Source organism: Leifsonia sp. 466MF, from assembly GCF_900100265.1.
Taxonomy (GTDB): Bacteria; Actinomycetota; Actinomycetes; order Actinomycetales; family Microbacteriaceae; genus Leifsonia.
Map to the genome: position 1 here is coordinate 724483 of NZ_LT629696.1, position 16883 is coordinate 741365.

At 69.6% G+C, this 16883-nt stretch carries 21 protein-coding genes; 16 read left to right on the top strand and 5 right to left on the bottom strand.

Going from position 1 to position 16883, the window contains the following annotated elements:
* Positions 1 to 47 precede the first annotated feature (47 nt).
* From infA to truA, 8 genes are all read left to right on the top strand, one after another.
* Positions 48 to 269 (top strand): translation initiation factor IF-1, encoded by a 222-nt coding sequence (gene infA / locus BLR91_RS03425; RefSeq protein ID WP_011186713.1) that lies wholly within the window; start codon positions 48 to 50, stop codon positions 267 to 269.
* A gap of 82 nt (positions 270 to 351) precedes the next feature.
* Positions 352 to 465: a 50S ribosomal protein L36 gene (rpmJ, locus tag BLR91_RS03430; RefSeq protein ID WP_018191946.1), complete on the top strand. Its 114-nt coding sequence runs from the start codon at positions 352 to 354 to the stop codon at positions 463 to 465.
* A 135-nt stretch (positions 466 to 600) separates the two neighbouring features.
* A complete protein-coding gene (rpsM, locus tag BLR91_RS03435) occupies positions 601 to 975 on the top strand; it encodes a 30S ribosomal protein S13 (protein WP_018191945.1) in 375 nt (124 codons plus the stop codon).
* 38 nt (positions 976 to 1013) lie between these two features.
* On the top strand, positions 1014 to 1412 hold the full coding sequence (gene rpsK / locus BLR91_RS03440; protein ID WP_018191944.1) for a 30S ribosomal protein S11: 399 nt from the start codon (positions 1014 to 1016) through the stop codon (positions 1410 to 1412).
* Between the two features lie 120 nt (positions 1413 to 1532).
* A complete protein-coding gene (locus tag BLR91_RS03445) occupies positions 1533 to 2531 on the top strand; it encodes a DNA-directed RNA polymerase subunit alpha (RefSeq protein WP_018191943.1) in 999 nt (332 codons plus the stop codon).
* A 54-nt stretch (positions 2532 to 2585) separates the two neighbouring features.
* Complete coding sequence (rplQ, locus tag BLR91_RS03450; protein ID WP_089877068.1) at positions 2586 to 3158, top strand: 50S ribosomal protein L17; 573 nt, start codon at positions 2586 to 2588, stop codon at positions 3156 to 3158.
* A 163-nt stretch (positions 3159 to 3321) separates the two neighbouring features.
* A complete protein-coding gene (locus BLR91_RS03455; RefSeq protein WP_089877066.1) occupies positions 3322 to 4347 on the top strand; it encodes a GNAT family N-acetyltransferase in 1026 nt (341 codons plus the stop codon).
* 4 nt (positions 4348 to 4351) lie between these two features.
* A complete protein-coding gene (gene truA / locus BLR91_RS03460; RefSeq protein ID WP_089877064.1) occupies positions 4352 to 5221 on the top strand; it encodes a tRNA pseudouridine(38-40) synthase TruA in 870 nt (289 codons plus the stop codon).
* 7 nt (positions 5222 to 5228) lie between these two features.
* Here the strand turns inward: truA and BLR91_RS03465 are convergent, their stop codons facing one another.
* Genes BLR91_RS03465 through BLR91_RS03475 form a run of 3 tightly spaced genes read right to left on the bottom strand, consistent with a single transcriptional unit; the run spans position 5229 to position 7994 of the window.
* Positions 5229 to 5864, bottom strand: coding sequence for a response regulator transcription factor (locus BLR91_RS03465; protein WP_089877062.1), 636 nt, complete (start codon positions 5862 to 5864; stop codon positions 5229 to 5231).
* Positions 5861 to 7072 (bottom strand): sensor histidine kinase, encoded by a 1212-nt coding sequence (locus BLR91_RS03470; protein WP_089877060.1) that lies wholly within the window; start codon positions 7070 to 7072, stop codon positions 5861 to 5863. The genes BLR91_RS03465 and BLR91_RS03470 overlap by 4 nt, the downstream gene beginning before the upstream one ends.
* A 52-nt stretch (positions 7073 to 7124) precedes the next feature.
* On the bottom strand, positions 7125 to 7994 hold the full coding sequence (locus tag BLR91_RS03475; RefSeq protein WP_089877058.1) for a helix-turn-helix transcriptional regulator: 870 nt from the start codon (positions 7992 to 7994) through the stop codon (positions 7125 to 7127).
* A gap of 105 nt (positions 7995 to 8099) precedes the next feature.
* Between BLR91_RS03475 and BLR91_RS03480 the strand changes: the two genes are divergently transcribed.
* The 4 genes from BLR91_RS03480 (at position 8100) to glmM (ending at position 11591) form a co-directional block, all read left to right on the top strand.
* On the top strand, positions 8100 to 9038 hold the full coding sequence (locus BLR91_RS03480; RefSeq protein ID WP_089877056.1) for an SDR family oxidoreductase: 939 nt from the start codon (positions 8100 to 8102) through the stop codon (positions 9036 to 9038).
* Positions 9039 to 9205: 167 nt separating this feature from the next.
* On the top strand, positions 9206 to 9652 hold the full coding sequence (gene rplM / locus BLR91_RS03485) for a 50S ribosomal protein L13 (RefSeq protein WP_018191935.1): 447 nt from the start codon (positions 9206 to 9208) through the stop codon (positions 9650 to 9652).
* 52 nt (positions 9653 to 9704) lie between these two features.
* Positions 9705 to 10202, top strand: coding sequence for a 30S ribosomal protein S9 (gene rpsI, locus BLR91_RS03490; protein ID WP_018191934.1), 498 nt, complete (start codon positions 9705 to 9707; stop codon positions 10200 to 10202).
* 27 nt (positions 10203 to 10229) lie between these two features.
* Positions 10230 to 11591 (top strand): phosphoglucosamine mutase, encoded by a 1362-nt coding sequence (glmM, locus tag BLR91_RS03495; RefSeq protein ID WP_018191933.1) that lies wholly within the window; start codon positions 10230 to 10232, stop codon positions 11589 to 11591.
* Positions 11592 to 11628: 37 nt separating this feature from the next.
* Here glmM and BLR91_RS03500 read toward each other — a convergent pair whose 3' ends face one another.
* Entirely contained in the window at positions 11629 to 11937 is a 309-nt protein-coding gene (locus BLR91_RS03500) for a helix-turn-helix domain-containing protein (RefSeq protein WP_029042973.1), read from the bottom strand.
* An 81-nt stretch (positions 11938 to 12018) separates the two neighbouring features.
* Entirely contained in the window at positions 12019 to 12957 is a 939-nt protein-coding gene (gene coaA, locus BLR91_RS03505; protein ID WP_020076953.1) for a type I pantothenate kinase, read from the bottom strand.
* A 65-nt stretch (positions 12958 to 13022) separates the two neighbouring features.
* Between coaA and glmS the strand changes: the two genes are divergently transcribed.
* Genes glmS through tsaE form a run of 4 tightly spaced genes read left to right on the top strand, consistent with a single transcriptional unit; the run spans position 13023 to position 16882 of the window.
* Positions 13023 to 14873: a glutamine--fructose-6-phosphate transaminase (isomerizing) gene (glmS, locus tag BLR91_RS03510; protein WP_029042974.1), complete on the top strand. Its 1851-nt coding sequence runs from the start codon at positions 13023 to 13025 to the stop codon at positions 14871 to 14873.
* Positions 14874 to 14877: 4 nt separating this feature from the next.
* Positions 14878 to 15234 carry a holo-ACP synthase gene (locus BLR91_RS03515; RefSeq protein WP_018191929.1) on the top strand — a complete coding sequence of 119 codons (357 nt, stop codon included), beginning with the start codon at positions 14878 to 14880 and terminating at the stop codon, positions 15232 to 15234.
* Positions 15222 to 16352 carry an alanine racemase gene (gene alr / locus BLR91_RS03520; protein WP_089877054.1) on the top strand — a complete coding sequence of 377 codons (1131 nt, stop codon included), beginning with the start codon at positions 15222 to 15224 and terminating at the stop codon, positions 16350 to 16352. Before BLR91_RS03515 ends, alr begins: the two co-directional genes overlap by 13 nt.
* Positions 16349 to 16882, top strand: coding sequence for a tRNA (adenosine(37)-N6)-threonylcarbamoyltransferase complex ATPase subunit type 1 TsaE (gene tsaE, locus BLR91_RS03525; RefSeq protein WP_089877052.1), 534 nt, complete (start codon positions 16349 to 16351; stop codon positions 16880 to 16882). The genes alr and tsaE overlap by 4 nt, the downstream gene beginning before the upstream one ends.
* Position 16883 lies beyond the last annotated feature (1 nt).

The window sequence follows — 16883 nt, forward strand, 5'->3', positions numbered from 1 at the left end:
GATCAACGCACGACCAGCAAACCACGACTTTTAGCGACAGTGAGGCTATGGCCAAAAAAGACGGTGTCATCGAGATCGAAGGATCCGTGATCGAGGCTCTTCCCAACGCGATGTTCCGCGTGGAGTTGACGAACGGTCACAAGGTTCTTGCCCACATCTCCGGCAAGATGCGCCAGCACTACATCCGCATCCTCCCCGAGGACCGCGTGATCGTGGAGCTGAGCCCTTACGATCTGACCCGCGGCCGGATCGTCTACCGCTACAAGTAAAGGTCTGCTGTAAGTAACGGCCCCACCCAACGGGTAGCCCCGGGTGAGGTACGAGGACAGCGAACAAAGGTAAGAAACACTTATGAAGGTCAACCCCTCGGTCAAGAGGATCTGCGACAAGTGCAAGGTCATCCGCCGCAACGGCCGGGTCATGGTCATCTGCGAGAACCCGCGCCACAAGCAGCGCCAGGGCTGAACGCAGTCATAACCGAATAGAAGAACAGGCGATGCCAGAACCCGCGTCCGGAGACGGACACGGGGGACACCCTCGGAGGAGGCCGGGGCACCGGGATCGCTGCAGACCTCCACTCATCACAGGAGAAGCCAACACATGGCACGTCTAGCAGGCGTCGACATCCCGCGCGAGAAGCGCGTCGAGGTCGCACTCACCTACATCTATGGAGTCGGCCGCACCCGCGCCCTCCAGACTCTGCGCGAGACCGAGATCTCGGGCGACATCCGCGTCAAGGACCTGACCGACGAGCAGCTCGTCGCTCTCCGCGACTACATCGAGGGCAACTTCAAGGTGGAGGGTGACCTGCGCCGCGAGGTCGCCGCCGACATCCGCCGCAAGGTCGAGATCGGCAGCTACGAGGGTATCCGCCACCGTAAGGGCCTCCCGGTCCGCGGCCAGCGCACCAAGACCAACGCTCGTACCCGCAAGGGTCCGAAGCGCACCGTGGCCGGCAAGAAGAAGGCGCGCTAAGGCCCGCGGCCCCACGCTCTTAGGATTCAGGAGAAGAAATGGCAGCACCCAAGTCGGCCGCTCGCAAGCCGCGCAAGAAGGAAAAGAAGAACATTGCTGTGGGCCAGGCCCACATCAAGAGCACGTTCAACAACACGATCGTCTCGATCACCGACACCACCGGTGCCGTGATCAGCTGGGCCTCGTCCGGCGGCGTCGGATTCAAGGGCTCCCGCAAGTCGACCCCGTTCGCGGCGCAGCTCGCCGCCGAGTCGGCCGCGCGTCAGGCGCAGGAGCACGGCATGAAGAAGGTCGACGTCTTCGTCAAGGGCCCGGGTTCGGGTCGCGAGACGGCGATCCGCTCCCTCCAGGCCGCCGGCCTCGAGGTCGGCTCGATCAACGACGTCACCCCGCAGGCGCACAACGGTTGCCGCCCGCCCAAGCGCCGTCGCGTCTGAGTTCTCTTCTCGTCCGCCGCAGGCGGCGGTCCATTCGGGCCGCCGCCTGACGGCGTGACGAAACCCACCCCAGTAGAAGCGAATGTCATATAGCGGACATTCAGCCGAAAGGAATCAATAGTGCTCATTGCACAGCGTCCTACGCTCACCGAAGAGAACATCTCCGAGTTCCGCTCGCGGTTCGTCATCGAGCCCCTGGAGCCCGGCTTCGGATACACCCTCGGCAACTCCCTGCGCCGCACCCTCCTCTCCTCCATCCCCGGCGCGGCTGTCACCAGCATCCGCATCGACGGCGTGCTGCACGAGTTCAGCACCGTTCCGGGCGTCAAGGAGGACGTGACCGAGATCATCCTGAACATCAAGGGTCTGGTGGTCTCCAGCGAGCACGACGAGCCCATCACCGCGTACCTCCGCAAGACCGGCGCCGGTCAGGTCACCGCCGCCGACATCTCGGCTCCGGCCGGTGTGGAGATCCACAACCCCGAGCTGGTCATCGCGACCCTCAACGACAAGGCGAAGTTCGAGGTCGAGCTGACCATCGAGCGCGGCCGCGGCTACGTGTCGGCCCAGCAGAACCGCAACGAGTACAGCGAGGCGGGCCAGATCCCGATCGACTCGATCTACTCGCCCGTCCTGAAGGTCACCTACCGCGTCGAGGCCACCCGTGCCGGTGAGCGCACCGACTTCGACCGCCTCGTGGTCGACGTCGAGACCAAGCCCGCGATCAGCCCGCGCGACGCCATCGCCTCGGCCGGCCGCACGCTGGTCGAGCTGTTCGGTCTCGCTCGCGAGCTCAACAGCGCCGCAGAGGGCATCGAGATCGGCCCGGCTCCGGTCGACGCCGTCCTCAGCTCCGAGCTGTCGATGCCGATCGAGGACCTCGACCTCTCGGTCCGCTCGTACAACTGCCTCAAGCGCGAGGGCATCAACACCGTGAGCGAGCTCGTCTCGCTGTCGGAGACGCAGCTCATGAACATCCGCAACTTCGGTCAGAAGTCGGTGGATGAGGTCAAGGACAAGCTGACGGAGATGGGTCTGTCGCTGAAGGACTCGGTCCCCGGGTTCGACGGCGCCCACTTCTACAGCGGTTACGACGAGGACGAGTCCACCACCATCTGAGGCTCGTCGCCCGACTCAGCCATCAGACCTTTTCAACACTGGAGATAACCGATCATGCCTAAGCCCACCAAGGGCCCCCGCCTCGGGGGCGGCCCGGCGCACGAGCGCCTCATGCTCGCCAACCTGGCCGCTGCGCTCTTCACGCACAAGAGCATCAAGACCACCGAGACGAAGGCCAAGCGCCTGCGTCCCGTGGCCGAGCGCCTGATCACGTTCGCGAAGCGCGGCGACCTGCACGCCCGCCGTCGCGTGCTCGCCGTGATCAGCGACAAGTCCGTCGTGCACGAGCTCTTCACCGAGATCGCGCCGCTGGTCGCCGAGCGTGAGGGCGGCTACACCCGCATCACGAAGCTCGGCTTCCGCAAGGGTGACAACGCGCCGATGGCGCAGATCGAGCTCGTGCTCGAGCCCGTCACCCCGAAGGTGAAGTCGTCCAAGACCACCGCCGCCCCCAAGGCTGCGCCGGTCGAGGAGACCCCCGCCGAGGAGACCGCGACCGAGGAGACCCCGGCCGAGGAGACCAGCACCGAGACCGCCGCCGCCGAGGCGGAGGTCGTCGAGGACGCGACCGCCGACGCCGACGCCGCCGGTGAGACCGACGCCGAGAGCGAGGCGGCGAAGGCGTAACGCCCTCCCCTTTCCACACGAAGGCCCTGCATCCTCGGATGCGGGGCCTTCGTCGTTCCCGCCGTCTGTGGGTCGCAACACGCCGTTATGGCGACCGCAAAACGGCGTGTTGCGACCCACGGATGCCGGGCGGGGGCGGGAGGCGAGGCTCTAGGGTGAAGGGATGACCGACGACACTCTGAGCCCGCTCCGCGAGCGGGTCGCCGCGCCGCCGACCTACCGCCCGCAGCATCCCCTCATCGCCGAGTGGCGCCCCGCGACGGCGGCCGATGTGGATGCGGTGCACGAGGTGTATCGCGCGATCGCCGCCCAGGACCACCCCAACTACGTCACGACACGCGAAGAGGTCGAGGAGGAACTGGGCTACAGCTTCATCGACCTGGAAGCCGACTCGCTGCTGGCCGTCACCGGCGACGGACGGGTCGTCGCCGTCGGCATCGTGATGGAACCGCCGCGGCAGGAGACGCTGGTGCGTGAGTTCATGAACGGCGGCGTGCATCCCGAGTTCCGCGGCCAGGGGATCGGACGTGAGCTGCTGGCGTGGCAGCGTGCCCGGGGCGAGCAGAAGCTGGCCGCGTCGGACAAGGCGCTGCCGGGCTGGCTGGTGGGTTACGCCGACCGGCGCGCGCCGGATCGCGAGCGGCTGCTCCTCGCCGGCGGGTTCGAGGTGGCCCGGTACTTCCGGACGATGGAACGCGACCTGCGCGACCCCATCCCCGAGGTGGCGCCGACGATCGATGTGCGGATCGTCCCGTACACGAGCGAGCTGGCCGCCGCCGTCCATGCGGCGCGCGATGACGCGTTCCGGGACCACTGGGGCAGCCAGCCGCTGAGCGACGAGCAGTTCGACGGACTGGTGTCGGGAGTGTTCGTCGCCGAGCTCTCGTTCGTCGCGCTCGCGGGCGACGAGGTCGCCGGCGTCCTGCTCACGGATGTGAACGAGGACGACTGGCCCGGACAGGGCTTCACGGGCGCGTACGTGTCCACCGTCGCCGTGACGCGGCCGTACCGGGGGAGACGCATCGCGCCGTCGCTGCTGCGAGCGGTGCTCGAGGCGTGCGCTCAGCGCGGCTGGGACAAGGTGGTCCTCGACGTCGACGCCGAGAATCCCACCGGTGCGCTAGGGCTCTACACGGGGATGGGGTTCGTGACGACGCAGGCCGAGACGGGGCTCGTGCGTGCCTACTGATCCTGTGGCCGCCGATCAGGTGCGGCGGTACCGCCTCGACATCGCCTACCAGGGCACGGACTTCAACGGCTGGGGACGTCAGCCCGGGCTGCGGACGGTGCAGGGGACGTTGGAGGACGCCCTCGCGACGATCTTCCGGCGGGCGGGGGAGCCGCCGCTCCTGACCGTCGCGGGTCGAACGGATGCCGGGGTGCACGCCGTCGGGCAGGTCGCCCACGTCGATCTGTCCCCGGCACAGGAGGCGGTCCTCCGGAAGCCACACGGGAAACGTCCGCCGCTATCCGCCGAGGAGGCGCTCGGCCGGCGGCTGAACGGCATCCTGGGCCCGGTGTCCGACGTCGTCGTGCTGTTCGCGACCGTCGCGCCCGACGGGTTCGACGCGCGTTTCTCGGCCCTCTGGCGACGCTACGAGTACCGCGTCGCCGACCGCGCGGCCCTCCGTGACCCGCTGCAGCGCCACCGGACCGCCTGGGTGTCAGCCGACCTCGACGTGGATGCGATGGACATGGCTGCCCACGGACTCCTCGGGCTCCACGACTTCGCCAGCTACTGCAAGGCCCGTGAAGGCGCCACGACCATCCGCACTCTCCAGGCGTTCAGCTGGCGTCGCGACGACGACGGCGTGCTCGTCGCCGAGCTCACGGCCGACGCGTTCTGCCACAGCATGGTGCGTGCGCTGGTCGGGGCATGCGTCGAGGTCGGTGAGGGCAAGCTCGACGCAGGCGACCTCGTGGCGCTGCGCGACGAGAAGCAGCGCACCAGCGCCTTCAAGGTGATGCCCGCCCGCGGCCTCACGCTGATGGAGGTCGGCTACCCCGAGGGAGCGGAACTGGCCCTCCGCGCGGAGCGAACGCGCGCGATGCGCGAGCTGTGAGAGCCGCTCACCTCACGAGCCCGTTCTCGTAGGCGAACGCCACCAGTTGCACGCGCGACGCCAGCCTGAGCTTGGCGAGGATGCTGCGGACGTGCGACTTGACGGTCGCCTCGGAGATGAACGCCGTCCGGCCGATCTCGCCGTTGCTGAGGCCTCGGGCGGCGAGGAGGAACACCTCCTTCTCGCGGACCGACAGGGCGTCGATCGCCTCCGGGCGGCGGCGGGCCAGCGTGCGGAACAGGTCCGTGGTCGCCTTCGGTGCGATGACCGAATGACCATCGTGCACGGTGCGGATCGCCGCCAGGATGAACTCCGGCGTCGCATCTTTCAGCACGAAGCCGTCCGCTCCCGCTCGAAGCGCCGCGGCGACCGCCTCGTCGCGTTCGAAGGTCGTGAGGACGACGATGCGGGGGAGTGGTTCCGCGTTTTCCCGCCGGATGCCCTCTGTCGCTGCGATGCCATCCAGCACCGGCATCCGGATGTCCATGAGCAGCACATCCGGTCGTGCCGAGCGGGCCAGTTGCATCGCCTGCAGGCCGTCCGGGGCGCTGCCTGCGAACTCGAGATCGGGTTGCGACTCGATCATCATCTGCAGCCCCGTGCAGAACAGCGGCTGGTCGTCGGCGATCGCGACCCGGATCATGCGGTCACCGCATTCCGGCCGGTCGCCGGGATGTAGGCCGTCACGAGATACCCGCCCGGCTGGTCCTCGTCCTCGCCGGCGTCGAGCCAGCCTCCGGCGAACCGGGCGCGCTCGCGCATCCCGATGAGGCCGCGGCCCGCTGGGTTGGGCGGAGGGGCATCCCGAGGAACCGAGGGCCGGGATGCCAGGGACAGGGCGATGCCGTCTTCTCGCTCGTCCAACGCCAGCCGCGCGCGTGCACCGGTGCCAGCGTGCTTGAGCGCGTTGGTGAGGCCCTCCTGGACGATCCGGTAGACGGCGAGTTCCTGTGCCGCGCTGAGTACCACGGCGCCGCCGAACCGCTCGACGGAGATCACGAGGCCGGCGTCGGACATCCGCTCCACCAGGTCGTCGAGATCGGTCACGCCGGGATGCACGGGTCCGTCGGGACTGCCGACGAGGGTCTCGATCAGCACCCGGACCTCGGTCAACGACGCTCGCGCGGTGTCTGCAATGGTCGCGAGCGAGGGCGCGACGGATTCGGGGCGCTCGTCCACGAGCAGGCGAGCGCCGTCCGCCTGGGCGAGGATGACCGACAGGGAGTGCGCCATGATGTCGTGCACGTCCTGGGCGATGCGCTCCCTCTCGCCGGCGACCATCGTCTCGACCTCCGCGACGCGGAGTTCGGCCGTCGTGCGCGCGAGCTCCTCCTCGCTCCACCGCGTGCGCATCCAGACGCCGATGAGGGTGCCGATGACCCAGGCGAACGCCGCCGCTCCGGCGCAGACGACGAAGAATGTCACTCGGATCGCAGCATCGGTGTGCCCGATCCCCTGGGCCCAGGACAGGAGGCCCGCAACGGACACTCCCGCCCCGACGGCGAAGGCGAGGGCGACGACCCGCATGCGACCGTGCACCGTGGCGGCCACGACGACGATGATGACGGCATAACCGAGGTAGATGGCCGCGTTCTGGAAGATCCCCGCCGGGAAGAGGAGTTGCCCGATGAGCACCGCGGTCCCGGTCGCCATGGCCGCGACAGGACTGAGCCGGGAGAGCCCGATGGCGCACGCGAGCACGAGCAGCGCGGCCCAGAACGGAACGGTGGCGCGGAGGGCGGACGGCAGGAGCTGGTTGCGGCCCGCTTCCGTCAGCGCCCAGAACACGAAGAACGTCACGGCGAGGGCGGGCTCCAACAGCCACCGGCTGCGCGTCAGGATCGGACTCATACGGGCAACGCTAGGGTGAGGCCGCCGATTGTGCGCGTGATCGGGCGAGGTTTCAGCCCTGGGGCTGAGTGCGGGTCAGCCCGCCCTGGAGGGTCTGGTCTCCGATCACCGACAGCAGGCGCAGCTTCTCCGCGGACTCGCTGCCGGGTATCGCTGTGTAGACGAGCAGCGAGTGCGCGTGACCCGGGTCGACGAGCTGCTGGCAATGCAGTTCGAGTTCCCCGACCTCCGGGTGAGTGAAATGCTTGACCTCCTTCGGCCGGAGCCCGACCTCGTGCGCCGCCCAGAGCGTCCGGAACTCGGCACTGCGGTCGAGGACGTAGTCCGCCAGAGCGGCCGCCCGCGAGCCGGGACCGCGCGCTGTCACGACCTCGCGCAGGCCGGAGGCGAACATCCGGCTCAGGAAGTCGTGGTCGCGAGGGGCGTACAGGCTGCGCGAACCCGGGTCGGTGAACCATCGCACTCCCAGGCTGCGCTCCGGCCCGCGGAGCGACGCCGTATCGCCGGTCAAGGCCACGCCCATCCTGCTCTGCCGCAGCGTCTCTCCCACTTCGGTCACGATCTCGGCCGGGGTGTCGTCGAGCCGATCGAGCACGCGCAGCAGGCCGGGGCTCACGTGCTCGCTCTCCGAGCCCTGCGCGGGCGGGGTGTGGCCGGCGAGACGGAACAGGTGATCGCGCTCCGCGTGGGAGAGATGCAGCCCCTGAGCGATCGAGGCGAGCATCTGCTCGGACGGCTGGGGACCTCGCTCCCGCTCCAGCCGGGCGTAGTAGTCGACCGACATGTGCGCCAGGGCGGCCACCTCCTCGCGCCGCAGCCCGGACGTGCGGCGGCGGCTGCCGCGCGGGAGGCCCACGTCCTCCGGCTGGAGCAGGTCGCGCCGGGTCCGGAGGAATTCGGCGAGTCCGATACGGTCGATCACCCCTCATGTCTACCGCCTGGCGCTCTCCGTAACCACGGATCGCCGGGCCGTGGCTACGGATGGCCCGAGCGTTCAGGGTGGAGTCACCGAACGAAGGAGAACACCGTGGCACGCACGATCGACATCGACATCCCCCCGCTCACCGGCAGACGGGCCGTCGTCACCGGGGCCAGCGACGGCATGGGGACGATCATCGCGGCACGGCTTGCGCAGGCGGGCGCGGAGGTCGTCATGCCGGTGCGCGACCGAGCCAAGGGAGCTGCAGTTGCGGATCGGATCCGCTCCACCGTCCCGGACGCGCGGCTGGTGCTTCGTGACCTCGACCTGGCCTCGCTCGACTCGGTCGCCGCGTTCGGCGAGGGGATGCGAGCGGACGGGCAGCCGGTCCACATCCTCATCAACAACGCCGGGCTGATGACGCCTCCGGAGCGCCGCACCACCGTCGACGGCTTCGAGCTGCAGTGGGGCACCAACCACCTCGGCCACGTCGCGCTCGTGGGAGCCCTCTTCCCGCTGCTCCAGGAGGCGCGGGCGCGGGTCACATCGCAGGTGAGCGTCGTCGCGAGGAGCGGCGCGATCGACTGGCACGACCTCGGCGCCGAGCGGCCGTATCGCGCCCAAGCGGCATACCGTTCCTCGAAGATCGCGCTCGGCCTGTTCGGGCTGGAGCTCGATCGGCGGAGCGCGGCGGCCGGATGGGGCATCAGCAGCAACCTCGCGCATCCCGGGGTCGCTCCCACCAACCTGCTCGCAGCGCAGCCGGGGTACGGGCGCGCGGCGGACACCGGGGCGGTCCGCATGATCCGCTGGCTGTCCGCCCGCGGCCTCCTGGTCGGCACCCCGGAGACGGCCGCGCTTCCCGCGCTGCTCGCGGCGACGGGGCCGCATGCGGAAGGAGGCAGGATGTACGGCCCGAGCGGACCCGGGCACCTGGGGGGTGCTCCGGCGGAGCAGACACCGTATCCGCCGCTCCGCGATGCCGCGGAGGCCGCCCGGGTGTGGGAGGTCTCCGAGCAGCAGGCGGGCATCTCCCTCCCGGTTTGACCGGGCGTGTCCGGCTCCCGTAGTATTGACCTTTGGTGTCCGGGCCCCTGCGGCCGGACGCACGAACGTGAGCCCTCCACCGGTCCGGTTCGACGCCATCGCGAGCGAACCACCAACGGAGTGGGATTCACGAACACCTCCGTTCGAGACAGAAAGCAGCCACTACTGTGACGCGCACCTATTCCCCGAAGGCAGACGAGATCCAGCGCGACTGGGTCGTCATCGACGCGACCGATGTCGTGCTCGGCCGTCTCGCCAGCCACACCGCCGCCCTCCTCCGCGGCAAGCACAAGCCGACCTTCGCCCCGCACATGGACAGCGGTGACTTCGTCATCATCGTCAACGCCGACAAGGTCGCGCTGACCGGTCAGAAGGCTCTGCAGAAGAAGGCCTACCGCCACTCGGGCTACCCGGGCGGACTGAAGGCGACCACGTACTCGGAGCTCCTCGAGAAGAACCCGGTGCGCGCCGTCGAGAAGGCCGTCCGCGGAATGCTGCCGAAGAACTCCATCGGCCGCGCCCAGCTCCGCAAGCTGAAGGTCTACACCGGAAGCGAGCACCCGCACGCCGCCCAGCAGCCGAAGCCGTACACGCTCGGCCAGGTCGCCCAGTAAGCGCGACGACGCAGACCTTCACGACTTAAAGAGACAAAGGATTATCACCACCGTGGCGAAGATCGCAGACAGCATCGACTCGGCCCAGGCCGAGAACGTCGAGTCCTACTCGACCGAGACCCCGGCCTCCGAGGCCCCGGCCGCCCCGCGCGCCGTCCTCTCCGTTCCCGGCGCGGCCGTCGGCCGCCGCAAGGAGGCCATCGCGCGCGTGCGCCTGGTCCCGGGTTCCGGCACCATCACGGTCAACGGCCGTGAGTTCGCCGACTACTTCCCGAACAAGCTGCACCAGCAGCTCATCAACGACCCGTTCAAGGTGCTCGACCTCATCGGCTCCTACGACGTGGTCGCCCGCATCACCGGCGGTGGCCCCTCGGGTCAGGCGGGCGCACTGCGCCTCGCCATCGCGCGCGCTCTCAACGAGATCGACCGCGACAACAACCGCCCGACCCTGAAGAAGGCCGGCTTCCTCACCCGTGACGCCCGCGTCACCGAGCGCAAGAAGGCCGGTCTCAAGAAGGCCCGCAAGGCGTCGCAGTTCTCCAAGCGCTAACGCTCGCCAGCGTTTAGGCTTCGGTCCATGCCACGCCTCTTCGGAACCGACGGCGTTCGCGGTCTCGCGAACGGCAGTCTCACCGCCGACCTGGCGCTCGGCCTTGCGCAGTCAGCTGCTGCTGTACTGACGCAAGGCCGAAGCGCCGAGGCGCGCCGCGCCGCCGGCAAGCGCCCAACGGCCATCGTCGCCCGCGACCCCCGTGTCTCGGGCGAGTTCCTCTCCGCCGCCGTCGCGGCCGGGCTCGCCAGCTCGGGCATCGACGTGTACGACGCGGGAGTCATCCCCACGCCGGCAGCGGCCTTCCTCATCGCCGACTTCGACGCAGACTTCGGTGTGATGGTCTCGGCCTCGCACAACCCGGCCCCCGACAACGGGATCAAGATCTTCGCCCGCGGCGGCACCAAGCTCCCCGACGTCGTCGAGGACCGCATCGAGCAGCACCTCGACCTCGAGAAGCTGACCCCGACCGGCGCCGACGTCGGCCGCATCCGACGCTTCGCCGACGCGGAGGACCGCTACGTCCTCCACCTCCTCGGCAGCCTCCCGCACCGCCTCGACGGCATCCACGTCGTCCTCGACTGCGCTCACGGCGCAGCGGCGGGAATCTCGCCGGAGGTGTTCACCGACGCGGGAGCGCGAGTGACCGTCATCGGCGACGCGCCGGACGGCATGAACATCAACGACGGTGTCGGCTCCACGCACCTCGACAACCTCGCGAAGGCCGTGCTCGCGGCCGGCGCCGACGTCGGCATCGCCCACGACGGCGACGCGGACCGCTGCCTCGCGATCGACGCCGACGGCAACGTCGTCGACGGCGACCAGATCATGGCGATCCTCGCGGTCGGCATGAAGGAGCGCGGCAAGCTGCGCGACGACACCCTCGTCGCTACGGTGATGAGCAACCTGGGCCTGAAGCTCGCCATGCGCGACCACGGCATCCGGATGGTCGAGACCGCGGTCGGCGACCGGTATGTGCTCGAGGAGATGAACGAGCACGACTACTCCCTCGGCGGAGAGCAGTCCGGCCACGTCATCATGCGCGAGTTCGCGACGACGGGTGACGGCATCCTCACCGGGCTCCACCTCCTCAGCGAGATGGCACGCCAGGGCAAGACACTGGCGGAGCTCGCCCGCGTGATGACCGTGTACCCGCAGGTGATGGTGAACGTGAAGAACGTCGACCACCACGCGGTCCACACCGACGAGGGACTCCGCACGGCCGTTCAGACGGCGGAGAGTGCACTCGGCGACACCGGGCGCGTGCTGCTGCGCCCGTCCGGCACCGAGCCGCTCGTCCGCGTCATGGTCGAGGCCGCGGATCAGGTCACGGCGGAGCGTCTGGCGAACGAGCTCGCGGATGTCGTGCGGGAGCGGCTGGCTCTCTAGCCGTTCAGCGCGTCTCGCGCGTCAGCACTCTCGCGCGTCAGCGCGTCTCGTGCGCCCGGCGTGCCGCGAGGAAGTCCGCCACGGAGTAGGCGCGCGAGCGGTCGGGCAGCATCTCGGTGCCGTACAGTCCCGCCATCAGGGTGCCCGGGTCGACGTCGAGCGCCGTGGCGATACGGACGATGGTGTGCAGCTCGGAGTTCGCCTCGCCGCGCTCCACCCGCCCGTAGTTCGTCACGTGCATGTCGGCCAGGTTGGCGATGTCCTCCTGGCTCATCCCGAGCGCGATGCGTGCCTCACGAACCCGCTGCCCGAAGAGCTCGGCGGCGCGAGAACGTGGTGCTGGCATGCCTCATGCTTACGGGTCGTATGCATGCATGGCCAGAGCACCACGACCTCATTTATGCATGCCTGAGGTTTAGAAGCCAGATCAGAGCTTGCGCAGCAGGACGGAGCTCACCGCGTGATCGGCATCCTTCCGCAGCACCAGCTTGGCGCGCGAGCGTGTCGGCCGGATGTTCTGGAGCAGGTTCGGCTCGTTGATCGCCGTCCAGATGGATGCGGCCCGCGCTCGCGCCTCATCCTCCGTCAGCTGCGCATAGCGGTGGAAGTACGACTTCGGATTGGCGAACGCACCGCGCTGCAGCTTCAGGAAGCGCTCCTCATACCAGTGCGCGATGTCGCGGGTGCGCGCATCCACGTAGACGCTGAAGTCGAACAGGTCGCTCACGGCGAGCCGGTTGCCGCCGCCCGCCGGCTGCAGCACGTTGAGGCCCTCGACGATGAGGACGTCCGGGCGCCGCACGACGATCTCCGCATCCGGAACGATGTCGTAGCTCAGGTGCGAGTAGAAGGGGGCCCGGACCTCCGGGGCGCCGCTCTTGATGGCCGTGACGAAACGCAACAGCGCCCGCCGGTCGTACGACTCCGGGAAGCCCTTGCGCTCCATCAGGCCGCGGCGCTCGAGTTCGGCGTTGGGAAGGAGGAAGCCGTCCGTGGTCACCAGCTCGACGCGCGGGGTGTCGTCCCAGCGCGACAGCAGCTCGCGCAGCAGGCGCGCGATGGTCGACTTGCCGACGGCGACCGAGCCCGCGACGCCGATGACGAACGGCGTGCTGGCCGCCCGCTCGCCGAGGAAGTCGCTCGTCACCCGATGGAGCTGCTTCGCGCCGCCCACGTACAGATTGAGGAGACGGCTGAGCGGGAGGTAGACCTCCGACACCTCGCGCATGTCGAGCGGATCGCCGAGGCCGCGGAGCTGGACGATCTCCGTCTCCTGCAGCGGCAGTCTGGTGTTCTCCGCCAGTTCCGCCCAGTCGGCCCTGCTCAGCTCGACGAAGGGGGTGGAGGAGTCGCCGTTCGGAAGCATAGGGCACCAATTCTAGGGGGCGCTCCGAGCCGGCTCCCACTTACGCCCACGATAGACTCGGGTGCATGTGTGGAATCGTGGGGTACGTCGGTACCGACAAGAGCCTCGAGGTGCTTCTCGGCGGCCTGAAGCGCCTGGAGTACCGCGGATACGACTCCGCGGGCATCGCCGTGATCGGCCCGGACGGCGCCCTCGGCACCGCCAAGAAGGCCGGGAAGCTCTCGGTGCTGACCGAAGACCTGCAGGAGCACCCCATCCCGAACGGGCAGACCGGCATCGGTCACACCCGCTGGGCGACGCACGGCGGCCCGACCGACGTGAATGCGCACCCGCACCTGGGCGACGATGGTCGCCTGGCCGTCATCCACAACGGCATCATCGAGAACTTCGCAACGCTGAAGGACGAGCTGCTCGCCGACGGCTTCGCCTTCGAGTCCGAGACCGACACCGAGGTCGCAGCCGTGCTGCTGGGCCGCGAGTACCGCCGGACGGGCGACCTGCCCGAGGCGTTCCAGAGCGTCGTCTCACGCCTGGAGGGTGCCTTCACTCTCCTCGCGATGCACCAGGACCAGCCGCACGTCGTCGTCGGCGCACGCCGCAACTCGCCGCTCGTCATCGGGCTCGGCGAGGGGGAGAACTTCCTCGGCTCGGACGTCGCCGCGTTCGTCGAGCACACCCGCAAGGCGATGGCGATCGGTCAGGACCAGATCGTCACCATCACGCCGGACAGCGTCACGGTCACCGACTTCGCCGGCGCGCCCGTCGAGGTCGAGCCGTTCGAGGTCGCGTGGGACGCCTCCGCCGCCGAGAAGGGCGGCTGGTCGTCGTTCATGGCGAAGGAGATCGCCGAAGAGCCGGATGCGGTGGCCAACACCCTCCGCGGCCGCCTCGTCGAGGGCGCCGTCCACATCCCCGAGCTCGACGCGCTCGGCGACGAGTACTTCGCCGGCATCGACCGCATCACGATCATCGCCTGCGGCACTGCAGCGTACGCGGGCCTGGTGGGCAGCTACGCGATCGAGAAGTGGGCCCGCGTGCCCGTCACGGTCGAGCTGAGCCACGAGTTCCGCTACCGCGAGCCCGTGCTGACCGACGGCACCCTGGTCATCTCGATCAGCCAGTCGGGCGAGACGATGGACACGCTGATGGCCGTCAAGTACGCCCGCGAGGGCGGCGCCAAGGCCATCTCGGTCTGCAACACGCAGGGCGCGACCATCCCGCGCGAGTCCGACGCCGCGCTGTACACGCACGCCGGCCCGGAGGTCGCCGTCGCGTCGACCAAGGCCTTCGTCGCCCAGATCACCGCTCTGTACCTGTTCGGCCTTCACCTGGCGCGCGTCCGCGGCACCCTGAGCGCGGCGCAGCAGCGCGACGCGATCGAGGAGCTGCAGGAGGTGCCCGCCAAGATCGCCACGGTGCTCGAGTCGCACGCCGAGATCGCGCAGCTGGCCAAGTGGATGTCGGACACCCGCGCGGTGCTGTTCCTCGGTCGTCACGTCGGCTACCCGATCGCGCTGGAAGGTGCGCTCAAGCTCAAGGAGCTCGCGTACATCCACGCCGAGGGCTTCGCTGCCGGTGAGCTGAAGCACGGACCGATCGCCCTGATCGAGCCGGGTCAGCCGGTGTTCGTCGTCGTGCCCAGCCCGCGCTGGTCGGACGAGCTGCACAAGAAGGTCGTCTCGAACATCCAGGAGATCCGCGCCCGCGGCGCCCGCGTCATCGCGATCGCCGAGGCCGGAGACGCCGCCGTGCTGCCGTTCGCCGACGAGGTCATCCGCATCCCGCTGGCCGCGCCCCTCTTCGAGCCGCTTCTCGCGGTCGTCCCGCTGCAGATCTTCGCCATGGAGCTGTCGGCGGCGAAGGGCCTCGACGTCGACCAGCCGCGCAACCTGGCCAAGTCCGTCACCGTCGAGTGACGCCGTGATCGCCGGCATCGGGGTCGACGTGGTCGATCTGGCCCGCTTCGAGCGGTCGATCGCCCGCACGCCGAAGCTGCGCGACCGGCTGTTCACCGAGGCGGAGCGCCTGCTTCCCGTGCACTCGCTCGCAGCCCGGTTCGCCGCGAAAGAGGCGCTGATCAAGGCGCTCGGCGGCTCTGAGGGCGTGCGCTGGCACGACATGGAGATCGTCCCCGACGAGGAGAGGAACCCCGGTTTCGTGTTGCACAACGTCGTCGAGGCGCAGGTCCGCGAGCGTGGCATCGTGCGCATCCACGTGTCGATGACGCATGACGCCGGCGTCGCGACGGCGTTCGTCGTGACGGAGTGCGCGCCGTGACCGCGGTGTTCCGGGAGCGGGTCGTCGACCTGGATGCGGTGACGGCGAACGTCGCACGCCTGCGCGAGCTCGTCGGCACGCCGCACGTCATGGCGGTCGTCAAGGCCGACGCGTACGGCCACGGCGCCGTCGAGTGCGCCCGTGCAGCGCTGGCCGGCGGGGCGGACTGGCTCGGAGTCGCCGAGATCTCCGAGGGCCTCGCGCTGCGGGAGGCCGGCATCACCGCGCCCGTGCTGGCGTGGCTGCACGACCCCGACGACGACTTCGCCGACGCCGTCCGCGCCGGTCTCGACCTCGGGATCTCGTCCCGCGTCCAGCTGGAGGCCGCAGCGGCCGCAGCCACGGGCGACCGGCCGGCCTTCGTCCAGCTCAAGATCGAGACCGGTCTGAGTCGCAACGGCGTCCCGGAGTCCGAGTGGGATGCGGTGGTCACGCGCGCACGCGAGCTCGAGGTCGCCGGGCTCGTCCGCGTCCGCGGCATCTTCTCGCACCTCTCCAACGCGTCGCCGGAGGACGACCGCGCCGCGATCGCCGCGTTCGAACGTGCGCTCGATCGCGCATCCGCCGTCGGACTCGATCCCGAGCTGCGGCACATCGCAGCCAGTGCGGCCGCCCTCTCACTGCCGGAGTCGCGGTTCGACCTCGTCCGCCTCGGCATCGCCGTGTACGGGCTGTCGCCCTTCGGCCGGGAGTCGGCCGTCGAGCTCGGGCTGCGTCCCGCGATGACGCTGCGCGGGCGGGTGGCCGCGGTCCGGCGCGTGCCCGCGGGCACAGGCGTCTCCTACGACTACACGTACCGCACCGAGAAGGAGACGACGCTCGTCCTCGTCCCCCTCGGCTATGCGGAGGGCATCCCGCGTCATGCGTCCAACCGCGGTCCCGTCGCGATCGGCGGCCGCACGTTCCGGATCAGCGGGCGCGTCGCCATGGACCAGTTCGTGGTCGACGTCGGCGACCTGGACGTGGCGGTCGGCGACGAGGTCGTCCTGTTCGGCGACCCCGCGAGCGGTGTGCCGGGGGCGGACGACTGGGCCGAGGCCGCCGACACCATCAACTACGAGATCGTCACGCGTCTCGGCGGACGGCTGAGACGGAGCTACACCGGAGGCGGCCGATGACGGACGCGCTGCAGGTGCCCGCCGTCCGGCGGGTCGCAACGGCGGACGAGATGCACGAACTCGGCCGGGATCTCGCTGGCGTCCTCCGAGCGGGCGACCTCGTCATCCTGTCCGGTCCGCTCGGGGCGGGCAAGACGACGCTGACGCGCGGGATCGGCGAAGCGCTGGACGTGCGCGGCCCGGTGACCAGCCCCACGTTCGTGCTCGCCCGGACGCATCCCAGTCTCTCCGGCGGCGCGCCGCTCGTCCACGTCGACGCGTACCGCCTGTCGAGCGCGCTGGAGCTCGACGACCTCGACATCGACTTCGCGCGCTCGGTCGTGGTGGTGGAGTGGGGCGCCGGGATGCTCGACGGCGTCGCCGAGTCGTGGCTCGAGGTCGCGATCGAGCGGCCGACCGGAGCGGCGGAGGGCGCGGCCGTAGACGCCGATGCCGTCGACGAGACGGACGAACCGCGTACCGTCACGCTGACCGGGTTCGGTCCGCGCTGGGTGCCGCTCGCGGGCTCCTCGTCCGCCGATCCCGCTTAGG